Consider the following 20,518-nt stretch of genomic DNA (forward strand, 5'->3'; position numbering starts at 1 on the left):
GCGGCATCCGCCGCGGACCGCGGACCGGCAGCGTACGCGCCGCCGGTCCGCGGGCCCCCTGACATCGTCCCCACCGGTCCCCTCCGGTGATCTTTTGGAGTTCCACTGTGACCCAGCTCAGCAACCGACTCGAGTCGGTACCGAGCATCGCGGAAGACGGCCGGCCCGGGCCCGGGTCCGACCGGCCCGAGCGCCGCCGACGCCCCCGAGCGGCGCTGACGGCATACGGGCTGCTGCTGCCTTCGCTGATCGTCCTCGTGGTGATCACCGGCTGGCCGTTGCTGCAGCTGCTCATCATGTCGTTCCAGCGCTTCGGCCGAGAGCAGGTCTTCGGCGCCCCGCCCGAGTTCGCCGGCCTGCAGAACTACCTCGACGTCCTCACCGACTCCGAGTTCTGGCTCGTGCTCGGCCGCTCGGTGCTCTTCGCCGCAGTCTGCGTGGTCGCGACGATGGTGCTCGGCACGCTCGTCGCGATCATGATGCAGAAACTCGGCGGCGTGCTGCGCACGATCGTCTCGATCGGCCTGCTGCTGGCCTGGGCGATGCCGCCCCTCTCGGCCACCATCGTGTGGGGCTGGATCTTCGACACCCAGTACGGCGTGCTCAACAACGTGCTCTCGCAGTGGTTCGGCCTGCCGTTCGAGGGCCACTCCTGGCTCATCGAGCCCCTCAGCTTCTTCTTCGTCGCAGCGATCATCATCGTGTGGGGTGCCGTGCCGTTCGTGGCCTTCACGCTCTACGCGGGCCTCACCCAAGTGCCTGACGAGGTTCTCGAGGCGGCACAACTCGACGGTGCGGGGGCGATCAAGCGCTTCTTCCTCGTCATCGTGCCGTACATCAAGCCGATCCTCATCGTCGTAACGATCCTGCAGGTGATCTGGGATCTGCGCGTCTTCACCCAGATCTACGCGCTGCAGTCGATCGGCGGCCTCGCCGAACAGACCAACACGCTCGGCGTGTACATCTACCGTGTCTCGCTCGGCACCGGCGACTTCGGCGCCGGCGGCGCGATCTCGGTGATCGTCGTGCTCCTGCTCGTGAGCATCTCGATCTTCTACGTGCGCCAGAGCATCAAGGAGGAGAGCCGATGACCGCCACGACCGCTGCGCCGGCAGAAGCCCGACGCCCGGCGCCGACCCGCCGCCGTCGCGGCAGGGTGTCCTCGGTGCTCCTCGGCGTCGCCGCGATCGCCGTGTTCCTCGTCTCGGTGTTCCCGGTCTACTGGATGGTGAACACCTCGTTCCAGCCCAACGGCCAGGTGCGGGGCACCGAGTTGCACTTCTGGCCCGACAACGCGACGGTCGAGAACTACGTCGACGTCATCTTCGACGAGTCGCGTGCTCCGTTCATCCCAGCGCTGCTCAACTCGCTTCAGATCACCGTGCTCACGGTCGTCATCGCGCTCGTGTTCGCGTTCCTCGCAGCCATCGCGGTCTCGCGGTTCCGGTTCCGCACCCGCGGCATGTTCATCGTCGCCATCCTCATCGTGCAGATGATTCCAGCCGAGGCCATGATCATCTCGGTGTTCCGCCTGATGGACGGCTGGCACCTGCTGAACTCGATCATGGGCCTCACCGCCGTCTACGTCGCGACGGTGCTGCCGTTCACGATCTGGACGCTGCGCGGATTCGTCAACGGAGTCCCCGCCGAGCTCGAGGAGGCCGCGATGATCGACGGTCTCAGCCGCACCCAGGCATTCTGGCGGATCACTTTTCCGTTGCTCGCACCCGGACTCGTGGCGACGGGCGTCTTCGCCTTCATCCAGGCCTGGAACGAGTTCGTGTTCGCGCTCGTGATCAACCCGCGACCCGAGGCGATGACCCTGCCGGTATGGTTGCGCACCTTCCTCGACCCGAACGGCGGCATCAACTGGGCGCAGCTCATGGCGGGGTCGACGTTGGTCGCCATTCCCGTCGTGGTGTTCTTCCTCTTCGTGCAGCACCGCATGACCGGCGGACTCGTCAGCGGGGCGGTCAAGGGATGACGGCGACGACCGCCACGACCGCCGCGACGCCCACCGGCGACACCCTGCGCCGGGACATCCTGACCACGCTCCTGCCCGGATTCGACGGACCCGAGGCGCCCGCCTGGGTGCTCGACCGCCTGCGCGACGGCCTCGGCGGCGTGTGCATCTTCGGGCAGAACGTCGAGTCGGCCGAGCAGTTGCGCGCCCTGAACGAGACCCTGCGAGCCGCGAATCCCGACGCCGTGATCGCGATCGACGAGGAGGGCGGCGACGTCACGCGGCTCTTCTACGATCGCGGGGCGCCATTCCCCGGCAACGCCGTGCTCGGCCGCATCGACGACGTCGAGCTCACCCGCCGGGTCGCGGCCGCCGTCGGCGAGGCGCTCGTCGGCACGGGCTGCACCCTGACGTTCGCACCGGATGTCGACGTCAACGCCAACCCCGACAACCCGGTCATCGGCGTGCGCAGCTTCGGAGCCGATGCCGAGCTCGTCGCACGGCACACCGCGGCCTGGGTCGACGGGCTTCAGCAGACGGGCGTCGCGGCCAGCGCGAAGCACTTCCCGGGCCACGGCGACACCGCGACCGACTCGCACCTCGAGCTGCCGGTGGTCGACCTGGCGATCGAGACGCTGCGCGCACGGGAGCTCATGCCGTTCCGCGCCGCGATCGAGGCGGGCTCGCGCACGATCATGACCTCGCACATCCTGGTGCCGCAGCTCGATGCCGAGAATCCGGCCACCCTCTCCCCGCGCATCCTGCAGCGCCTGCTTCGCGGGGAGCTCGGGTTCGATGGCGTCATCGTCACCGACGCCCTCGACATGGCGGGGGCGAGCGGCGTGCACGGCATCCCCGAAGCCGCCGTGCGCGCCCTCGCCGCCGGGTGCGACCTGCTCTGCATCGGCACCGACAACACCGACGACGAGCTCGCCGACATCGTCTCGGCCGTCGAGGCGGCGATCGCGTCGGGCCGGCTCACGGCCGAGCGCGTTCGCGAGGCGGCGGCGCGCGTGCGCGGACTGGCCGCCGCTGCGCCCCCGGTGCCGGCCGACGCGGCGGCGCCGAGCGCGATCGAGCCGCATCACGCAGCCGTCGACGTCGTGCGCCTCATCGACGCCTTCGAGATCGCGGATGTCGCGCGCTCGCGCCTCTCGCGAGCCCCGCGCATCGGCGCGGTCGTGCGCGTCGACACGGTCGCGAACATCGCGATCGGCGGCGCGCCCTGGGGTCCGTTCGCGGCGGAGGCCGCGCGTGAGGTGCCGTCGTGGTTCGCCCGGGTGCCGGTGATCTCGATCGCCGACGACCGTGCGCCCGAGCCGGAGCCTGAGCCGGGACCCGCTGGCGTCGTCGAGCTCGCCGCGGCGGCCGCGGCCGACGGCCCTGTGCTCGTGATCGGCAAGGACCTGCACCGCCACGCGTTCGCCCGTGCCGCGATCGACGCCCTGCGCGCCGAGCGCGATGATGTCGTGGTGATCGACATGGGCTGGCCGTCGCACGACCGCGCCTACGCCGATGTGGCGACGTTCGGGGCTTCCCGCCTCGTCGGCGACGCCGTCATCGCGTTCGTCGAGGGCGCGCTCGCGCCGCCGGTCGCCGAGGAGGTGCTCACCGCCGCGGCAGCAGCACCCGGGGCGACCGCACCGGCCGCTCCGTGAGGCTCGGCATCGATATCGGCGGCACGAAGACGGCCGCCGTCGCGATCGGTGCCGACGGCGACCTGAGCGAGCAGGTTCGCATGCCCACCGGGTTCGGCGCCGAGGCGGTCATCGAGACCGCGGTGCGCACGGTCGCGCGCATGACCGAGATCGCGGGGGCCGGGACATCCGCGTTCTCCTCGATCGGCATCGGCATCCCGGGCGCCGTCGACAGCGAGAGCGGTCGCGTCGCGCACGCCGTGAACCTCGGCCTCGAGGGGCTCGACCTCGGCCCGCGTCTCGCCGACCGCCTCGGCATCGACGTGCGCATCGAGAACGACGTGAAGGCCGCCGCCCTCGGCGCCCACCACCTGCTCGTCGCGGGCGAGGCGCCAGAGGCGATGGCGTACCTGAACCTCGGCACGGGGCTCGCGGCGGGCATCGTGCTCGACGGCAGCCTGCTGCGCGGCGGGCACGGCGTCGCCGGTGAGATCGGCCACATCCCGGTCGATCCCGCGGGGGAGCGCTGCGGCTGCGGCCAGCGCGGCTGCCTCGAGACCCTCGCGTCGGGATCGGCGATCGCGCGCATGTGGCCGACGTCGTCCGCGTTGCCCGCCCGCGACCTGTTCGATGCCGCCGACGCGGGGGAACCGCGCGCGGTCGAGGTGCGCGACCGATTCCTCACGGGCGTGGCCGCCGCCGTGCGGCTCCTGGCGCTCACGACCGACGTCGACCGGATCGTCATCGGCGGCGGGCTCGCCGCGCTCGGCGAATCGCTCCTCGAGGGCACGCACCGTATCCTGAACGGGTGGGCCGCCGAGTCGGCGTTCCTCGCTTCACTCGACCTCACGGCTCGCGTGCAGGTCATACCCCTCGGATTCCCGGCAGCAGCCGTCGGTGCTGCGCTGGTTGGAGCAGATCAATGGCAGAAGTCGTAGTCGTCGCGGATCAGGAAGCCGCGGGTTCGCTCGTCGCCGGCGCGATCGCGTCGCTCATCAGGTCGAAGCCCGACGCGGTGCTCGGCCTCGCGACCGGGTCGACCCCGCTCGCGACGTACCGTGCCCTCGCGGCGCGCATCGCGTCCGACGGCCTCGACGTGCGCGGTGTGCGCGGGTTCGCGCTCGACGAGTACGTGGGGCTTCCGGCCGGTCATCCCGAGAGCTACCGTGCGGTCATCACGCGCGAGGTCGTCGAGCCGCTCGGGCTCACCCCCGAACTCGTGCGCGTTCCGAACGGCGACCCGGCGGGCATCGAGCACGCGGGCGCCGACTACGAGGCGGCGATCACGACCGCGGGCGGCATCGATCTGCAGATCCTCGGCATCGGCCGCACCGGGCACATCGGCTTCAACGAGCCGGGCTCGTCGCTGGCATCGCTGACGCGCGTCAAGACGCTCACCGAGCCGACCCGCATCGACAACGCACGCTTCTTCGACAGCCCCGACGACGTGCCCATGCACTGCATCACCCAGGGCATCGGAACCATCCTGCGTGCCCGGCACCTCGTGCTGCTCGCGTTCGGCGAGGCCAAGGCGCACGCGGTCGCCGCGGCCGTCGAGGGGCCCGTCTCGGCGAACCAGCCCGGCTCGGCCATCCAGTTGCACCCCCACAGCACGGTCATCGTCGACGAGGCGGCCGCGTCGCAGCTCGAGAACCTCGACTACTACCGGTACGCCTACGCGAACAAGCCCGCATGGCAGGGCATCTGACGGGTCTGAAGCGATCGAGCGGATGTCCCGGGGCGTGACGCGACCCCGGGACATCCGCTCGGTGCGTTCAGTGGGGGAGCATCTCGGGGAGCGCTGCGAGAAACCCCTCCTCGTCGAAGCCGTCGACGAGTTGGCGTTGCACGATGAATCCCGGGCCGACGGCGATCAGTACCGGCGTCATCCGGTCGGCCCAGGCCTCGGGGTCTCCGGATACCCGATCGGGGTTGGCTGCGGCCCACTCGGCGAGCTGACCGCGGACGGTGGCGCGCAGGTGGACGAGCACACCCTGCACGAGTTCGCGGATGTCGGAGTCGAGCGATGCTTCGGCCCAGAGCTGGACCAGCATTCGGCTGAACGGTTCGCGCCGCATGCCGTTGACGAACGTCGACATCAACTCACCCGGGCTGAGCGGCTCACCTCCTGCTCGCCGCGCGACCAGTTCGCTCTGCCGGGCCTCGAGCATGCGAGCGGCGACGCCGGCGACGAGTTCGCGCTTGCTGTTGAAGTGGCCGTAGATCGCCCCCGCTGAGAGTCCTGACTCGCTGATGATGTCGGCCATCGAGGTGCGCTGGAAGCCCTTGACCGAGAAGGCGCGGAGAGCGGCGTCGAGGATCTCGTCGCGCCTGGCGGCGCGGTACTCGTCCGTCACCTTCGGCATCGCGCCCTCCCTCGGAAAACCGAACGATCATTCTTGACAAGCATAGGCGTCGGGCGCATTCTGATAAAGAACGAATATTCGTTTTATGAAGTGCCACCGCACCTCGTCACCAGGAGGAGATCATGGCTCACTCGGATGCCACCACCGCGCACACCCCGCTCGGTCGCGTCATCGGCCTTGCGCTCGCACTCGCGGCCGTCGTCGCCGTGATCGTGCTCGCGTTCTCGTGGCCTTCGGTCACGGCCGAGCCGAACGACCTCCCGATCGCGATCACGGGGCCGGCCGAGGCGGTCGCCACCGCCGAAGCCGCGGTCGACGAACAACAGCCCGGGGCTATCGCCTTCGACGAGGTCGACGATCGCGACGCAGCCGTCGCCGCGATCGAGTCGCGCGACGTCTACGGCGCGATCGTGCTCGGCCCCGAGCCCGAGGTCCTCACCTCGTCGGCGTCGAGCCTCGCCGTCGCCCAGCTGCTGGGCGGCATCGCGACCGGCCTCGAAGAGGGCGTGAATGCGCAGGCCGCCGCGGCCGCGCAGGCCGCGGGCGCTCCCTCGGCCCCGCCCCACATCGACGTCGTCGTCACCGATGTCGTTCCCCTCGCCGACACCGATCCGCGCGGCACCGGCCTCTCCGCGGCACTCTTCCCGCTCGTGCTCGGAGGCATGCTGGGCGGCATCGCGATCTCGGTCGCGGTCATCGGCGCCATGCGTCGCGTCACCGCGGTACTCGTCTACTCCGCCGCCGGCGGCCTCGTGCTCACGGGCATCCTGCAGGGTTGGTTCGGCGCGCTGCAGGGCGACTACTGGGTCAACTCCGCCGCCATCGCGCTCGCGCTCGCGGCGATCGCGGCACCCATCACCGGGTTCGTGGCGCTCATCGGCCGCGCGGGCATCGCGGTCGGCCCGGTCGTCATGCTGCTGTTCGCCAACCCCATCTCGGGCGTCGCGGTTCCCAAGGAGTTCTACCCGGTGCCGTGGGGCGAGATCGGCCAGTGGTTCCCGCCGGGGGCCGCAGCCACGCTCGTGCGCGAGCTCTCGTACTTCCCCGCCGCCGACACGACGTTCTCATGGCTGGTACTGGCGGCCTGGGCGGTCGGCGGACTGCTCCTCTCGGTCGTCGGCCACTTCCGCACCGCCGGCGGTGCCGAGTCCGATGCCGAGGCGGCGCACGCCGACGAGCAGGTCACCGCGCCGGCGGGCGAACCGGTCGCCCGGTAGCGCAGGTCGTGTGGTCGCCGTTCGTCAGCGCGCGAGCTCCCTACGGCCGTGCAGGATGCCGCTCACCGCGGCCACGACGGCGAACACCACCGCGACGATCGGCTGCCCGAGCGTCCACCACCCGATGGCCGCAGCCGAGAACACGGCGATCTCGACGAGCGCCTTGCCGAACGTGTCGATGCGGAACACCGCCTTGGGCGACACGAACAGCGCCCAGGCGAGGATGGCGAGCAGCGGAGCGCCGATGCCGATCAGCACGCCGGGCCACGGAAGCGGGAACGCCAGGAAGCCCCAGATGCCGAGCGACACGAACGCGAACAGCTCGAGGAGGAAGCGCAGCACGTCGTTCGGCGAGATCTTCTGGTGCTGGGGGTTTGCTGGTGCGGTGCTCACGACCCTCAAGCCTACCGCGCGCTCAACCTCACACCCCTCAGCGGAAGATGATGGTGCGCGCCCCGTCGAGCAGCACCCGCCGCTCGGCGAACCACTTCACGGCCTGGCTGAGCGTGCGGCTCTCTTCGTCTTGACCGATCGCGACGAGTTCGCTCGGGCTGCGCGAGTGATCGACCCGCACGACGTTCTGCTCGATGATCGGCCCCTCGTCGAGGTCGCTCGTCACGAAGTGCGCGGTCGCGCCGATGAGCTTCACGCCACGGGCGTGCGCCTGCCGGTAGGGGTTCGCCCCCTTGAAGCCCGGCAGGAACGAGTGGTGGATGTTGATGCACCGGCCGGCGAGCTCGTCGCACAGCTCGGGCGAGAGGATCTGCATGTAGCGCGCGAGCACGACGAGCTCGATGTCGTGCTCGTCGACGGCGGCGAGCACGCGCGCCTCGAACGCGGCCTTCGACGCGGCATCCGTCACCGCCAGCGACTCGAAGGGAACGCCGTAGAAGTCGACGAGGTCTCGCAGCGTGCCGTGATTCGAGAGCACGAGCGGGATCTCGACCGGCAGCTGCCCGGCCCGCTGGCGGAACAGCAGGTCGTTCACGCAGTGCCCGGCGGTCGACGCGAGCACGAGGGTGCGCAGTGCACGTCCCACCTCGTCGAGGTGCCACTGCATCTGCCAGCGCTCGGTGACGGGCGCGAGCGCCTCCTCGAACTCTGCACGCGTGGCCTGCGACTCGACCTGCAGGCGCATGAAGAAGCGGCCCGTGTCGAGACTCGCGAACTGCTGGCTCTCGGTGATGTTGCCGCGGGCCGCGACGATGGCACCCGAGATCGCGTGCACGATGCCGGGTCCGTCGACGCAGCTGAGGGTCACGACCCAGTGATACAGGTGTTCGGGCGCGGGCGGCGGCGTGGTCATCCGCCCAGAGTACCGGGCACGCAGGGGACTCAGCCGACGTAGGTCGCGAGCGCCCAGGCGCCCGCGCGGTCGCCCGCGACGTAGCGCATCGAGATCTCGGGATCCGACATCGTGATGATGTTCGCGAGCACGTTGCCGCGCAGTTCGACGCTGCCGCCGTCGAGCGTCACGAACTCGGTGCGGATCCCGTCGAAGACGAGCTCGACCGTGGTTCCGCTCACGCCCGACAGCGTGATGATGGGCCGGCGGGTGTCGCTCGAGTCGATGACGAGCGTCGGCGCGACCAGGTCGACGCCGGCGACCGCTGGCGTCGAGACGTTGCCGGCGACGTCGGTCTGGGTGACGGCGAGGTCGGTGCGGCCGGCCGGGAGTCCGGCGAGTTCGATCGAGAAGGCGCCGGATGACCCTGCCACCGTCGTCCACGAGCCGCCGGCTCCGGCGACGGTGACGGTGGCCCCGGGCTCGGCCGTGCCTTTCACGATCGGTTGCACGATGCCTCCCGCGGTGTCGATCGAGGAGACCGATGGCGGCAGGGCGACGGTGTCGGCCGGGGGCGGCGGCGGTGCCGGCTCGGCGGGTGCCGGTGCGGGTGCGGGTGCGGGTGCGGGTGCCGGTGCACCGGGGGCGGGGGCGGGTGCGGGCTGTGGCACCGGCGCGGGGGCCTCGGGCACTGCGACCGCGTCGGGTTCGACGGTGCGGGGCTGCAGCGGCGGGGGTGCATCGTCGACCGGCGCCGCTTCGGGGAGGGCGACCGGCCCGGGTGCATCAACTGCCGTCTGCGATTCGATCGCCGGTGCCGGCGCCGCCTGCTCGGGTGCCATGAGCCCCGGCAGCATGACGGCCGCCGCGACGACCGCTGCGGCGACCGCGGCCCCGGCGCCGATCGCGATGCCGGTCCCGGTGACACCGCCGCCCGCGGATCCGGCGCCCGCACCCGTGCCGGCCGAACCCGCGGCGCCGGCCGCCGACGTCGTCCCCGACGCGGAACCCGCGGCGATGCCCGCCGTTCCGGCGACGCCCGCCGCGCCCATCGCGAAATCGGCGACGGGGGCGCCCTGCGAGAGCCATCCGGAGTACGCGGTCGACCCGCCGATTCCGGCGGCGAGCGGCAGCAGCACGAGCGTGAGGCGCGATCCGACCTCGCGGGCCTCGGCCGCGACGATCGTGCACTTGGCGCACTCGTCGAGGTGCGCTTCGAGCTTCGCGGTGTCGCGCGCCCGCAGCTTGCCGCGCGTGTAGGTGCCCAGCCGGTCGATGGTCCACCGGCAGTCGGGTTCGGTCGCGCTCTTCAGGTGTGCGCGGATCCACGCCTGCCGGAGTCCCTCGCGCGCGCGATACGCGAGGGCGGCGGTGCTGTTGGCGCTCATGCCCACGAGCGGGGCGATCTGCTGCGGCGACATGTCCTCGACCTCGCTGTACCAGAGCACCTCCTGCCAACGCGTCGGCAGCGATCGGAACGCCTGGGCGGTCGTCGACCGGTCGAGCGCGTCGAGCGTCGCCGCTTCGCTCGTGTCGGGGTCCTCGAAGGACTCGAGCGTCTCGAGGTTCGTCTCGCGGCGCGCCCGCCCCCAGCTCGCCGCGGTGTTGCGGATCGTGGTGAAGAGGTAGGGGCGGAACGCTGCGGTCGGCCCCTTGCCGGCAAGGATCGCGTCGTAGATGCGGGTGAACGACTCGGACACGAGGTCGTCGGGGTCGAGCGAGCTGTACGACCGCGCGACGGTGCGACCCGACGCGGCGTGCCGCTGCCACAGTTGCGCGAACGCCGAACGGTCGCCGCGGCGCGTGCGGTCGATGAGCGCCGCGTCGGCGTCGTGCTCGGTGCGCGTCGGGGGCACGCACGGCTCCTTCGAATTCGGGTGATCGGGTACGGACGTTCCTCACCCGAAGAGACTCGCCATCAGGGGGATCATGACGGCGCAATCGGCGGGTGCACCCATTTCAACAGAAAATCCCCGGATTCGCGTCATGGATGCCGGTGCGACCCGTCTCTCAGGTGAGGGCATGCGCGAGCAGGCGCTCAGGTACCGCCGTTTCCAGTGACCCGAACGCTCGAGACGGATGCCGGGAGACCGGCGATGATCGGATGACTCGGGGGAGAGCATCCGATCGAAACGGGCTGGGGCCCGGGGGCGATGGGGAACACGCCCCGGGGCCCCGCCCCACTCGGTGCCGACGCGTCTCCGGTGAGCTGCGTCCGGCGATGCGGGTCGCCCGCGCGCCGACTTCGGTCAGGCGAGACGCGCGCCCGCGCCGACGGCTGTCAGGCGAGACGCGCGCCCGCGCCCCACACGGCCTGCACGTCGAGGGCATCGCCGAGCAGCACCGCATCCGCGGCGAACCCGGGCTCGAGCCGCCCGAGGTCGCGCTCGCGGCCGATGGCCGCGGCGGGGGTGCTCGTGAGTGCCGCGACCGCCTGCTCGAGCGGGATGTCGCTGTCGACGACCGCGCGTCGCAGGGCCTCGTCCTGCGTCAGGGTCGACCCGGCGATCGAGCCGCCGTGAGCGAGCCGCGCGACGCCCGCCTCGACGACGACCTCGAGCGAACCGAGCAGGTACGTGCCGTCGGCCGAGCCCGCCGCCGCCATCGCGTCGGTGACGAGCGCGACGCGCCCGGGTGCCCCGGCGAAGGCGAGCTTGACGACCTCGGGGTGCACGTGAACTCCGTCGTTGATGACCTCGAGGGTGACGTGGTCGGCGCTCATGGCCGCGACGACCGGCCCGGGTGCCCGGTGGTGGATGCCGCGCATGCCGTTGAACGCGTGCGTGAGGATGCTCGCGCCCGCGTCGAAGGCGGCGAGCGTCGTCGCGAAGTCGGCGCCGGTGTGCCCGACGGCGACGCGCACGCCGGCGGCGGTGAACCGGCGGATCGCGTCGGCCGCGCCTTCGCGCTCGGGCGCCATCGTGATCTGCCGCAGCGTGCCGTCGGCCGCATCGAGCAGCCGGTCGACCGTGTCGGCGTCGGCCGTGCGCAGCAGGGCGGGGTCGTGCGCGCCGCGGAACTCGGTGTCGAGGAACGGGCCCTCGAGGTGCGCCCCGAGCACTCGCGGGTCGCGTGCCGCGACGCGGGCGATCGTCTCGAGGCGTGCGGCGAGCGGTTCGATCCCCGCCGTCACGAGCGAGAGCACCGAGCGGGTCGTGCCGTGCGCGTTGTGCACGGCGAGCACCGTCTCGATCGCCTCATCGCCCTCGTCGACCGAGGCGCCGCCGGCGCCGTGGCAGTGGATGTCGATGAACCCGGGCACCAGCACCCGCCCCGCGGCATCGGTCACCGCGGTCTCGGGCGTCAGCGCCTCGCGCCACCCGTCGCCGATGCCGCGCGCGACCAGGAGGTCACCCTCGAACCGCACCCACGAGTCGGGAACCGTGTCGAATCCGCTGACGAGCCGTGCGGAGTGGATGACGATCGGAGAAACGCTCACTCGGCAACGATAACGTCGTAGCCCCGGTCGGCGAGGCGAGCCAGCTGCTCGCTCGTCGCGCTGCTGTCGGTGATGAGCGTCGAGAAGAGGCGCCCGGTGCCGATCGCCGCGAACGCGCGCTTGTCGAGCTTCGACGAGTCGGCGACGAGCACGGCGTGCGCCGCCCGCGACGCCATGAGCGCGTTGACCGCGGCCTCGCGTTCGTCGTGCGAGGTCGGGCCGACGACGGGGTCGATGCCGTTCACGCCGATGAACGCGTAGTCGAGGGTGATGCTGCCGAGTACGGCGTCGGTGTACGAGCCGACGAGCTCGTAGGAGCGCGCGTGCACGACGCCGCCGGTGACGACCGTCTTGATCTGCGGGCGCACCGCGAGCTGCATGGCGATGTTGATCGCGTTCGTGACGACCGTGAGGCCGGGATCGGCCGAGGGCTCCATGATGTCGCCGCGCGTGAGGAGCTCTTCGACGATCGCGGTCGCCGTCGTCCCGCCGCACAGGCCGATCACCGCGCCGCGCGGAACGAGCGCGCTCGCCGCCCGGGCGATCGCCGACTTCGAGGCGGGGTTCTGCTGGTTCTTGTAGCGCAACGGCAGGTCGTAGGCGACCGAGTGGGCGACCGCCCCGCCGCGCGTACGCGTGAGCAGCTGCTGGCTCGCGAGGGCGTCGAGGTCGCGCCGCGCGGTCGCGGGCGACACGTCGAGACGCTCGACGATCTGGTCGACCTCGACCTGGCCGTGTTCGGCGAGCAGGTCGAGCACGGCGCTCAGGCGCTCCGCACGGTTCATCCGATCTCGTTCCTCTGGTGTGCCGATGCGAACAGGCGGAGCAGGCGGCCCGCTTCGAGGCGCACCGCGTCGCGGCCCGCCGCGAGGTACTTTCGGGAGTCTACGGCCGAAGGATGCTGCGCGAGGTAGTCGCGGATCGCGCCGGTGAACGCGCCGTTCAGGTGCGTCGACACGTTGACCTTCGTGAGACCCGAGCGGATGCCCCGCACGATGGTGTCGTCGGGGACGCCCGACGATCCGTGCAGCACGAGGGGCACGGGCACGGCGGCGTGCAGCCGCGCGATGAGCTCGAGGTCGAGGGCGGCGACCCGCTCGGTCATCGCGTGCGAGGATCCGACCGCGACCGCGAGGGCGTCGACGCCGGTCTCGGCGACGAACTGCGCGGCCTCGGCCGGGTCGGTGCGCACGCCGGGGGCGTGGGCGCCGTCCTTTCCGCCGATCTCGCCGAGCTCGGCCTCGACGAGCACGCCGGCGAGCGCGGCGCGCTCGACCACCCGGCGGGTGGTGGCGACGTTGTCGGCGAAGTCGAGCTTCGCGCCGTCGTACATGACCGAGCCGAAGCCGTGCTCGATCGCGGTGAACGCGAGCTCGGGGTCTTCGGCGTGGTCGAGGTGCACGGCGACCGTCGCGCTCGAGGCGTCGGCCGCGGCGAGCGTCGCCCGCGCGACCGGCTCGAAGCCGCCGTGGTAGCGGATGCAGTTCTCGGACAGCTGCAGGATCACGGGCAGCCCCGTGTCTTCGGCCGCGCCCACGAGCGCCTCGGCGGTCTCGAGGTGCAGCACGTTGAACGCGCCCACCCCGGTGCCGGCCGCGGCGGCGGCGTCGAGGATCGTTCGGGTGGGGGCGAGCGTCATGCGGATTCCTGGGATTCGAGGGTGGTGACGACGACGTCGGCCTCGAGGGCCGCGTGTTCGGGGGAGAGGGCGCCCGCGAGCGGCATGAGCACCGCCGATGCCGACCACGCGGTCGCCCGGCGGGCCATGGCGATGCGCGCACTGGTCGTGTCGGGGTCGTCGGGGCCGCCGCCTGGGGCGCGCAGTTCGGGGTGCTCGGCGAGTGCAGCGGCGATCGCCGCCACCGCGGCGTCGCCGGCGCCGGTCGCGTTGCCGTGCAGCGGCTTCGGCAGGCGGGCACGGATGCCCCGCGCCGCATCCGTCGCGTCGAGCACGAGGAGCCCCTCTGCGCCGAGCGAGACGACGACGACGCTGGCGCCCGCGTCGAGCAGCACCCGCGCGCCGGCGACGGGGTCGGACTCACCCGTGACGGCCGCGAGCTCGTCGCGGTTGGGCTTCAGCACCGTCGCGCCCGCGCGGGCCGCGGCGAGGAGCCCGGGTCCGCTCGTGTCGACGACCACGGCGACTCCGGCGGCGATGAGTTCGGCGACGAGGGCCGCGACGGCATCGGGCTCGAGTCCGGGCGGCAGGCTGCCGCTGATCACCGCGACCGCGGCGGCGCGACCGAGGCGGGCGGCCTCGGCGAGCAGGTCGGCCGCTTCGACGGGCGAGAGGTCGGCGCCGCGCTCGTTGAAGATGCTCGTGTCGCCGCTCGCCTCGTCGACGATCGCGATGCTGCGCCGAGTCTCGCCCGCGACCGGGACGAGCACATGGCGCAGGCCGCTGCGCTCGAGGTCCTCGGCGAGGCCGGCGCCGGTCGCGCCGCCGGCGGTCGAGAGAGCGAGCACGTCGTGCCCCTCGGCGGCGAGCACCCGGGCGACGTTGATGCCTTTGCCTCCCGCGCGGGAGGCGCCCGCGTCGACACGGTGGGTGTCGCCCGGACGCAGCCGGTCGACGTGCCAGGTGAGGTCTTCGGCGGGGTTGGGCGTCACGGTGAGGATCACGGGATGACCTCCGCTGCACGGACGGCGGCGAGGTCGCGCGCCGCGAGAGCGGTGCCGAGCAGGCCCGCGTCGTCGCCGAGCTCGGCGTGCACGAGTGCGGGGCGCCGATGGAAGCTGAGCAGTGCGTCGAGCCGCTCGGCGAGCGGGTCGAACAGGGAAGCGCCCGACTGCGCGAGGCCGCCGCCGATGACGATCGCCTCGGGGGCGAGGTTCGCGACCACCCGGGCGAGGGCCCGCGCAAGCGACTCGACCGCGTCGTTCCACACCCGCCGGGCGATCGGGTCGCCGGCGCCGGCCGCATCGAGCACGTCCTTCGCACCGGTGACGGGGTTGCCCGACGCCCGGCGGTAGCGCCGCGCGATCGCCCCGGCGGAGGCGATGGTCTCGAGGCAGCCGATCGCGCCGCACGCACACGGCTCGCCGAGCGGGTCGGCGAGCGAGTGGCCGAACTCCCCGGCATAGCCGCCGCCCGAGTACGGGTGGCCGTCGAGGATGAGCGAACTCGCGATGCCCGTGCCGATCGCGAGCACGACGACGTCGCCGTAGCCGCGGGCGGCGCCGAGGCGGTGCTCGGCGTCCCCGGCGGCGCGCACGTCGTGGCCGAAGGCGACGGGCAGACCGGTCGCGGCCTCGGCGAGATCGCGGATCGGCGCATCGCGCCACCCGAGGTTGGAGGCGAAGATGCCCACGCCCGCGACCTCGTCGACGAGGCCGGGCACGCTCACGCCGACGGCGACGGGCGCGAGGCCCGGCGACTCGTCGAGGTGGCGGCGGGCGAGTGCGCCGATCGACGCCACGACGGCGCCGGCCGGGTCGGCCGGGTCGAGCGGGGTCGGCGTGCGCCGCAGGCCCAGCACCCGACCGTCGGCGCCGATGAGCGCAGACTTCGTGTCGGTGCCGCCGACGTCGAACGCGAGCACCGGCGCGCCGGAGCCGAGCGGCCCCAGTGCATCGGCGGAGGTCATGGGAGTCACGCCCCGAGGATGACCGAACGCGTGAGGTTGCGCGGCTGGTCGGGGTCGAGTCCCTTGGCGCGGGCGCGCGCGAGCGCGACGCGCTGTGCGCGCACGAGCTCGGCCATGGGGTCGAGCGTACTCGTCTCGAAGCGGGCACCCGTCGCTGCGACATCCGCAGCGAGGCCCTCGGGTGCCTCGCCGAACTGCCAGGTGACCCGGCCGGGCGCGGCGATCGAGATCGGGCCGTGGCGGTACTCCATCGAGGGGTACGACTCGGTCCACGACTGCGACGCCTCGCGCATCTTGAGCGCGGCCTCGTGTGCGAGGCCGACCGACCAGCCGCGACCGAGGAACGTGACCTGCTCGGCGTCGACGAGCGCCGGGTCGAACTGCTCTGCGAGGGCGCGCTCGGCGTCGGCGACTGCCGGCGCGAGGTCTTCGCCGAGCGAGGCGCGGAAGAGGGCGAGCGCGGTCGTGGCGAAGCGGGTCTGCACGACCGACTGCTCGTCGGCGAAGGGCAGGGTGATGGCATCGTCGACGAGGTTCACGAGGGGCGACCCCGCGTCGCCGATGACGCCGATCGTGCGCACCCGCCCGCGCAGCTGCTCGACGAGCTGGAGCACCTCGGTCGTGGTGCCCGAGCGGGTGAGTGCGACGACCGCGTCGTAGCCGCGGTCGACGAACGCCTCGGATGCCGCGAACGCGTCGGTCTCGCCGTGGCCGCCCGTCTCGCGGAGCCAGGCGTAGGACTGCGCCATGAACCACGATGTGCCGCAGCCCACGACGGCGATGCGCGCGCCGCGCTGGGGCAGCCGCGCCTGGTCGTCGCGGAGGTCGGCGGCACGCGCCCAGGTCTCGGGCTGGGAGGCCAGCTCGGCCGCCATGTGGGCGGCGGGAACGGGGGTGGACTGCAGGGACACGGGCGTACTCCAAGGAAGTGTGTGGCGCGGTCGCGGAGCTTGCACGCCGCGGTGACGTCTCCATGATTGCAGATGATTGCAAGATCTGTCGAACAATCACCGAAACGCGTGTTTCACTGAGGGCTTCGCGACCTCGGTCCCTGTTTCGTGTGGTCCGGGCGAGATAGAATAACAATAACCGGCCCGATCTTGACGGGTGCACGGCATTCGTCGTAGATTGCCCTCCGTCGGGTGAATGGATTTGATTGTTTACTCGGCGTAACGTTCATGAAACACCACTCTGCGAGCGTGCGGAGTGCGTGATTCGAACACACGCACCGTCGCGCGAGGCTCACGCAGTGGCGGTGCACCATCCACCAGAGTGAGGAAGCATCCATGAAGAAGTCTCTGCGCTTCGGCTCCGCGATCGCGATCGCCGCAGCGGCGTCCCTGACCCTCGCGTCGTGCGGATTCGGCGGCGGCACCGGCGATGGGGGTGACACCTCCGGCAAGACCACCCTCGACCTGCTCGTGCCGACGTACGACCCCGACAACACCCAGGGAAACTGGGAGACGGTCATCGACGGGTTCGAGGCTGCGAACCCCGACATCGACGTCAAGCTCGAGGTGCAGTCGTGGGACAACCTCGAGTCGGTCATCGCCACGAAGATCCAGGGCGGCGAGGCACCCGACATCTACAACGGCGGCCCCTTCGCCGGCTTCGCGGCCGACGAGCTGCTCTACCCGGCCGAAGAGGTCGTGTCGGCTGAGACGTTCAGCGACTTCCAGGAGTCGTTCATCGCGAACGCCGAGGTCGACGGCACGGCCTATGCGCTGCCGCTGATCGCGTCGGCCCGCGCGCTGTTCGTGAACAACACGCTGCTCGAGCAGGCCGGCGTCGCGGCGCCGCCCACGACGTGGGACGAACTGCTCGACGCCGCGACGAAGGTCTCCGCCCTCGGCGGCGGGGTGGCCGGTTACGGCATGCCCCTCGGCTCCGAAGAGGCCCAGGCCGAGGCGGCCGTGTGGCTGTGGGGCGGCGGCGGCACCTTCGGCGACGCCGACGCGATCACGGTCGACGACCCGGCGAACCTGCCCGGCGCCGAGCAGATCAAGAAGATGATCGACGCGGGCGCCACGCAGGCCGACCCGGGCTCGACCGACCGCTCGCCGCTCATGGACATCTTCGTGCAGGGCAAGATCGGCATGCAGGTCGGCCTCCCGCCGACCGTCGGCCAGATCGAAGAGGGCAACCCCGAGCTCGACTACTCGATCGTCCCGATCCCCACGCAGGACGGCAGCCCCATCACCGTCGGCGTCATGGACCAGCTCATGGCCTTCGAGAACGACGGCGACAAGCAGGAGGCGATCACCAAGTTCCTCGACTACTACTACACGGCCGACGTGTACGTGCCGTGGGTCCAGGCCGAGGGCTTCCTGCCGGTCACGAAGTCGGGCGCCGAGGCGCTTGGCGGCGAAGAGGCGCTGCAGCCGTTCCTCGAGGTGCTGCCCGACGCGCAGTTCTACCCGAGCACGAACCCCGCGTGGTCGGCGACCGATGCGGCGTTCAAGGCGCTCTTCGGACAGATCCAGACGAAGCCCGCGCAGGAAGTCCTCACCGAGATCCAGGCGCAGGCCGACGCGGGCTGATCCCGCACCCCATCACGACCCACCCGAAGGGATCGGTGACCACCGAACCATGAGTACCACCACCGATGCGTCATCGATCCCCGAGGCGGGGGCGGCCGAGCGCCGCCCCCGCTCCGGCGGGCCGGCTGGCACCGACGCGGCCAAGCCCCGCAAGGGCGGGCGCGAGCTGCTCGCCTCGTTGCCGTGGATCGGCCCCGCGCTGATCCTCATCTTCGGCGTCGTGCTGTTCCCAGCCGTCGTCATGTTCTACAACTCCACCCGCGACATCTCGATCTCGGGGCTCGACAAGGGCTCGGTCGGCTTCGACAACTACATCGAGGTCTTCACGTTCCCCTACTTCTGGCCGATCTTCGGTCGCACGATCGTCTGGGTCGTCGTGGTCGTCGCCGCGACCGTCGTCATCTCGCTCGGCCTCGCCCAGATCCTCAACAAGGCGTTCCCCGGGCGGCGCATCGTGCGGCTCGCCGTGATCATCCCGTGGGCGGCCTCGGTCGTCATGACGACGATGGTCGTCTACTACGGGCTCGAGCCGTACTTCGGCATCATCAACAAGTTCCTCGTCGACGTCGGCCTCATCGCCACGCCCGAGGGCTACGGCTGGACCCGCAACCCCGAGACCGCGTTCGCGTGGTCGATCGTGGTCGCCGTGTTCGTGTCGCTGCCGTTCACGACCTACACGATCCTGGCGGGCCTCGCGACAGTGCCCGGCGACGTGCTCGAAGCCGCGAAGATGGACGGCGCCGGACCGGTGCGCACCTACTTCAACGTCGTGCTGCCGCAGCTTCGCGGGGCGCTCTCGGTCGCCGTGCTCATCAACATCATCAACGTGTTCAACTCGCTGCCGATCCTGAAGGTCATGACAGGGTCGATCCCCGGCTACGACGCCGACACGATCATGACGATGATCTTCAAGTACATCCAGAACCAGCACAAGGTCGACGTCGCGAGCGCGCTCTCGGTCGTCGCCTTCCTCATCGTCATCGTGATCGTCGCGGTGTACGTCAAGGTCGTCAAGCCGATGAAGGAGGTCTGAGCCGTGGCCGTCACCGCCCCCGCCTTCGAGACGATCCCCGCGCCCGCGACATCCGCTCGCAAGCGCCGCTACACCGAAGACCAGGTCCCGTTCGGCAAGGTGCTCGTGCGCATGGTCGCCGGGCTCATCGTGCTGCTGGTGTTCATCCTCCCGTACGTGATCATGTTCTTCGGCTCGGTGAAAACCAAGGCGCAGATCCGCTCGGTCGATCCCACCTACTTCCCCACGGAGTGGCACTGGGAGAACTACATCAACATGTGGTCGACGCCCGAGACGCCGCTCGTGCAGAACCTCATCTCGACGATCATCATCTCGGTGTTCGCGACGCTGCTCGTGCTGCTCGTGGCGATGCCCGCGGCCTACTACACGGCTCGCATGCAGTTCCCGGGCCGCATGGTCTTCCTCTTCCTCGTCATCGTGACCCAGATGCTGCAGCCCGCGGTGCTCACCTCGGGCCTGTTCCGCCAGTTCGTGACGCTCGGCATGATCGACACCTGGGCGGCGATGATCTTCATCAACGCCGCGTTCAACCTGTCGTTCGCGGTGTGGATCATGCACTCGTTCTTCGCCGGCATCCCGAAGGAGGTCGACGAGGCGGCACAGATCGACGGCGCCGGCCGGCTCACCGTGCTGTTCCGCATCAACCTGCCGCTCGTCTGGCCGGGCATCGTCACCGCCATCGTCTTCACGTTCGTGGCGTGCTGGAACGAGTTCGCGGCGTCGCTCGTGATCCTCTCGACCGCGGGCAACCAGCCGCTGTCGGTCGCGCTCACGAAGTTCGTCGGGCAGTACGAGACGAGCTGGCATTACGTGTTCGGCGTCTCGATCGTGGCCATCATCCCGGTCGTGATCCTGTTCATGATCATCGAGAAGCGACTGGTCGGAGGGCTCACCGCGGGCAGCGTCAAGTAGGGGATGGCCCGGTTCGGTCGGCAACGCCGAGCGTCCCGGGCGCCTCTCGCCCCTCGGCGGGTCCCGCTCAGGCGGTGTCGTCAGGCGGCGTCGGCGGCGGTCGTCCAGAGCCCGAGGACGTTGCCCTCGGTGTCGCGGAAGTAGCCGAAGTACCCCATGCCCGGGATCGCGGTCTTCGCCTGCACGACGTCGCCGCCGAGCCCGACGATCTTCTCGAGGGCGGCGTCGATGTCGTCGACGTCGACGGTGATGATCGGATGCGTGAGATCGCCCGAGCGCTCGAACATGCCGCCGTTGATCGCGCCCGGCTGGAGCGGCGCCTGCGTCGTCTCGTCGACGGGCGTGGTCACGACGTTGGTGTATTGCAGCTCGGGCAGGACGTCGAGCCGCCAGTCGAAGGCGGCGCTGTAGAACTCCCGCGCCCGGCCCTGGTCATCGGCAGGGATCTCGAAATGTACGATTCCCGGCATCATGCGCCTCCCGTGTCGGCTGGCGCGGCACTTCCGCGCCAGCCGCAGCCTAGCCCGAGCCGCCATCTG

20 protein-coding genes are annotated in these 20,518 nt (G+C 71.1%); 9 read left to right on the forward strand and 11 right to left on the reverse strand.

Annotation, left to right across the window (positions count from 1 at the left end; all coding sequences use genetic code 11):
* Positions 1-146 precede the first annotated feature (146 nt).
* Genes LQ757_RS05610 through LQ757_RS05630 form a run of 5 tightly spaced genes read left to right on the forward strand, consistent with a single transcriptional unit; the run spans position 147 to position 5,308 of the window.
* On the forward strand, positions 147-1,091 hold the full coding sequence (locus tag LQ757_RS05610) for a carbohydrate ABC transporter permease (protein ID WP_372459632.1): 945 nt from the start codon (positions 147-149) through the stop codon (positions 1,089-1,091).
* Positions 1,088-1,984 (forward strand): carbohydrate ABC transporter permease, encoded by an 897-nt coding sequence (locus tag LQ757_RS05615; protein WP_231046186.1) that lies wholly within the window; start codon positions 1,088-1,090, stop codon positions 1,982-1,984. The genes LQ757_RS05610 and LQ757_RS05615 overlap by 4 nt, the downstream gene beginning before the upstream one ends.
* Entirely contained in the window at positions 1,981-3,621 is a 1,641-nt protein-coding gene (locus LQ757_RS05620; RefSeq protein WP_231046187.1) for a glycoside hydrolase family 3 N-terminal domain-containing protein, read from the forward strand. The genes LQ757_RS05615 and LQ757_RS05620 overlap by 4 nt, the downstream gene beginning before the upstream one ends.
* Positions 3,618-4,538 (forward strand): ROK family protein, encoded by a 921-nt coding sequence (locus tag LQ757_RS05625; RefSeq protein WP_231046188.1) that lies wholly within the window; start codon positions 3,618-3,620, stop codon positions 4,536-4,538. The genes LQ757_RS05620 and LQ757_RS05625 overlap by 4 nt, the downstream gene beginning before the upstream one ends.
* Positions 4,523-5,308 (forward strand): glucosamine-6-phosphate deaminase, encoded by a 786-nt coding sequence (locus LQ757_RS05630; RefSeq protein WP_231046189.1) that lies wholly within the window; start codon positions 4,523-4,525, stop codon positions 5,306-5,308. Before LQ757_RS05625 ends, LQ757_RS05630 begins: the two co-directional genes overlap by 16 nt.
* Positions 5,309-5,375: 67 nt before the next feature.
* Here LQ757_RS05630 and LQ757_RS05635 read toward each other — a convergent pair whose 3' ends face one another.
* Positions 5,376-5,966, reverse strand: a complete 591-nt coding sequence (locus LQ757_RS05635) for a TetR/AcrR family transcriptional regulator (protein ID WP_231046190.1) — start codon at positions 5,964-5,966, stop codon at positions 5,376-5,378.
* 122 nt (positions 5,967-6,088) lie between these two features.
* Between LQ757_RS05635 and LQ757_RS05640 the strand changes: the two genes are divergently transcribed.
* Positions 6,089-7,183, forward strand: a complete 1,095-nt coding sequence (locus LQ757_RS05640; RefSeq protein ID WP_231046191.1) for a hypothetical protein — start codon at positions 6,089-6,091, stop codon at positions 7,181-7,183.
* Positions 7,184-7,207: 24 nt separating this feature from the next.
* Here LQ757_RS05640 and LQ757_RS05645 read toward each other — a convergent pair whose 3' ends face one another.
* The 9 genes from LQ757_RS05645 to LQ757_RS05685 form a co-directional block, all read right to left on the reverse strand.
* A complete protein-coding gene (locus tag LQ757_RS05645; RefSeq protein ID WP_231046192.1) occupies positions 7,208-7,576 on the reverse strand; it encodes a YrdB family protein in 369 nt (122 codons plus the stop codon).
* 37 nt (positions 7,577-7,613) lie between these two features.
* On the reverse strand, positions 7,614-8,489 hold the full coding sequence (gene purU / locus LQ757_RS05650) for a formyltetrahydrofolate deformylase (RefSeq protein ID WP_231046193.1): 876 nt from the start codon (positions 8,487-8,489) through the stop codon (positions 7,614-7,616).
* Positions 8,490-8,518: 29 nt separating this feature from the next.
* On the reverse strand, positions 8,519-10,324 hold the full coding sequence (locus LQ757_RS05655) for a sigma-70 family RNA polymerase sigma factor (RefSeq protein ID WP_231046194.1): 1,806 nt from the start codon (positions 10,322-10,324) through the stop codon (positions 8,519-8,521).
* Between the two features lie 425 nt (positions 10,325-10,749).
* Positions 10,750-11,907: an N-acetylglucosamine-6-phosphate deacetylase gene (locus LQ757_RS05660; protein WP_231046195.1), complete on the reverse strand. Its 1,158-nt coding sequence runs from the start codon at positions 11,905-11,907 to the stop codon at positions 10,750-10,752.
* On the reverse strand, positions 11,904-12,692 hold the full coding sequence (locus tag LQ757_RS05665; RefSeq protein ID WP_231046196.1) for a DeoR/GlpR family DNA-binding transcription regulator: 789 nt from the start codon (positions 12,690-12,692) through the stop codon (positions 11,904-11,906). Before LQ757_RS05665 ends, LQ757_RS05660 begins: the two co-directional genes overlap by 4 nt.
* On the reverse strand, positions 12,689-13,546 hold the full coding sequence (locus LQ757_RS05670; protein ID WP_231046197.1) for a class II fructose-bisphosphate aldolase: 858 nt from the start codon (positions 13,544-13,546) through the stop codon (positions 12,689-12,691). Before LQ757_RS05670 ends, LQ757_RS05665 begins: the two co-directional genes overlap by 4 nt.
* Complete coding sequence (locus LQ757_RS05675) at positions 13,543-14,529, reverse strand: 1-phosphofructokinase family hexose kinase (RefSeq protein WP_231046198.1); 987 nt, start codon at positions 14,527-14,529, stop codon at positions 13,543-13,545. The genes LQ757_RS05670 and LQ757_RS05675 overlap by 4 nt, the downstream gene beginning before the upstream one ends.
* Positions 14,526-15,494: an ROK family protein gene (locus LQ757_RS05680; RefSeq protein ID WP_231046328.1), complete on the reverse strand. Its 969-nt coding sequence runs from the start codon at positions 15,492-15,494 to the stop codon at positions 14,526-14,528. Before LQ757_RS05680 ends, LQ757_RS05675 begins: the two co-directional genes overlap by 4 nt.
* A gap of 5 nt (positions 15,495-15,499) precedes the next feature.
* Positions 15,500-16,369 (reverse strand): SIS domain-containing protein, encoded by an 870-nt coding sequence (locus LQ757_RS05685; RefSeq protein WP_231046329.1) that lies wholly within the window; start codon positions 16,367-16,369, stop codon positions 15,500-15,502.
* 411 nt (positions 16,370-16,780) lie between these two features.
* Between LQ757_RS05685 and LQ757_RS05690 the strand changes: the two genes are divergently transcribed.
* The 3 genes from LQ757_RS05690 to LQ757_RS19375 are packed head-to-tail and all read left to right on the forward strand — an operon-like array spanning position 16,781 to position 19,979.
* Complete coding sequence (locus tag LQ757_RS05690; RefSeq protein WP_231046199.1) at positions 16,781-18,034, forward strand: extracellular solute-binding protein; 1,254 nt, start codon at positions 16,781-16,783, stop codon at positions 18,032-18,034.
* 49 nt (positions 18,035-18,083) lie between these two features.
* Entirely contained in the window at positions 18,084-19,067 is a 984-nt protein-coding gene (locus LQ757_RS05695) for a carbohydrate ABC transporter permease (RefSeq protein ID WP_231046200.1), read from the forward strand.
* Between the two features lie 3 nt (positions 19,068-19,070).
* The gene (locus LQ757_RS19375) at positions 19,071-19,979 is read left to right on the forward strand and encodes a carbohydrate ABC transporter permease (RefSeq protein ID WP_231046201.1); all 909 of its coding nucleotides are present in this window, start codon (positions 19,071-19,073) and stop codon (positions 19,977-19,979) included.
* 80 nt (positions 19,980-20,059) lie between these two features.
* Here LQ757_RS19375 and LQ757_RS05705 read toward each other — a convergent pair whose 3' ends face one another.
* The gene (locus LQ757_RS05705; protein ID WP_308195568.1) at positions 20,060-20,452 is read right to left on the reverse strand and encodes a VOC family protein; all 393 of its coding nucleotides are present in this window, start codon (positions 20,450-20,452) and stop codon (positions 20,060-20,062) included.
* Positions 20,453-20,518: the final 66 nt, after the last annotated feature.

The organism is Agromyces cavernae (assembly GCF_021044935.1).
Lineage (GTDB): Bacteria > Actinomycetota > Actinomycetes > Actinomycetales > Microbacteriaceae > Agromyces > Agromyces cavernae.

Coding starts and splice junctions, on each gene's coding strand:
- purU (WP_231046193.1), bottom strand. CDS start 8,489: ATGACCACGCCGCCGCCCGCGCCCGAACACCTGTATCACTGGGTCGTG.
- LQ757_RS05615 (WP_231046186.1), top strand. CDS start 1,088: ATGACCGCCACGACCGCTGCGCCGGCAGAAGCCCGACGCCCGGCGCCG.
- LQ757_RS05640 (WP_231046191.1), top strand. CDS start 6,089: ATGGCTCACTCGGATGCCACCACCGCGCACACCCCGCTCGGTCGCGTC.
- LQ757_RS05620 (WP_231046187.1), top strand. CDS start 1,981: ATGACGGCGACGACCGCCACGACCGCCGCGACGCCCACCGGCGACACC.
- LQ757_RS05680 (WP_231046328.1), bottom strand. CDS start 15,494: ATGACCTCCGCCGATGCACTGGGGCCGCTCGGCTCCGGCGCGCCGGTG.
- LQ757_RS05630 (WP_231046189.1), top strand. CDS start 4,523: ATGGCAGAAGTCGTAGTCGTCGCGGATCAGGAAGCCGCGGGTTCGCTC.
- LQ757_RS05685 (WP_231046329.1), bottom strand. CDS start 16,369: ATGGCGGCCGAGCTGGCCTCCCAGCCCGAGACCTGGGCGCGTGCCGCC.
- LQ757_RS05695 (WP_231046200.1), top strand. CDS start 18,084: ATGAGTACCACCACCGATGCGTCATCGATCCCCGAGGCGGGGGCGGCC.
- LQ757_RS05705 (WP_308195568.1), bottom strand. CDS start 20,452: ATGATGCCGGGAATCGTACATTTCGAGATCCCTGCCGATGACCAGGGC.
- LQ757_RS05670 (WP_231046197.1), bottom strand. CDS start 13,546: ATGACGCTCGCCCCCACCCGAACGATCCTCGACGCCGCCGCCGCGGCC.
- LQ757_RS05665 (WP_231046196.1), bottom strand. CDS start 12,692: ATGAACCGTGCGGAGCGCCTGAGCGCCGTGCTCGACCTGCTCGCCGAA.
- LQ757_RS05690 (WP_231046199.1), top strand. CDS start 16,781: ATGAAGAAGTCTCTGCGCTTCGGCTCCGCGATCGCGATCGCCGCAGCG.
- LQ757_RS05635 (WP_231046190.1), bottom strand. CDS start 5,966: ATGCCGAAGGTGACGGACGAGTACCGCGCCGCCAGGCGCGACGAGATC.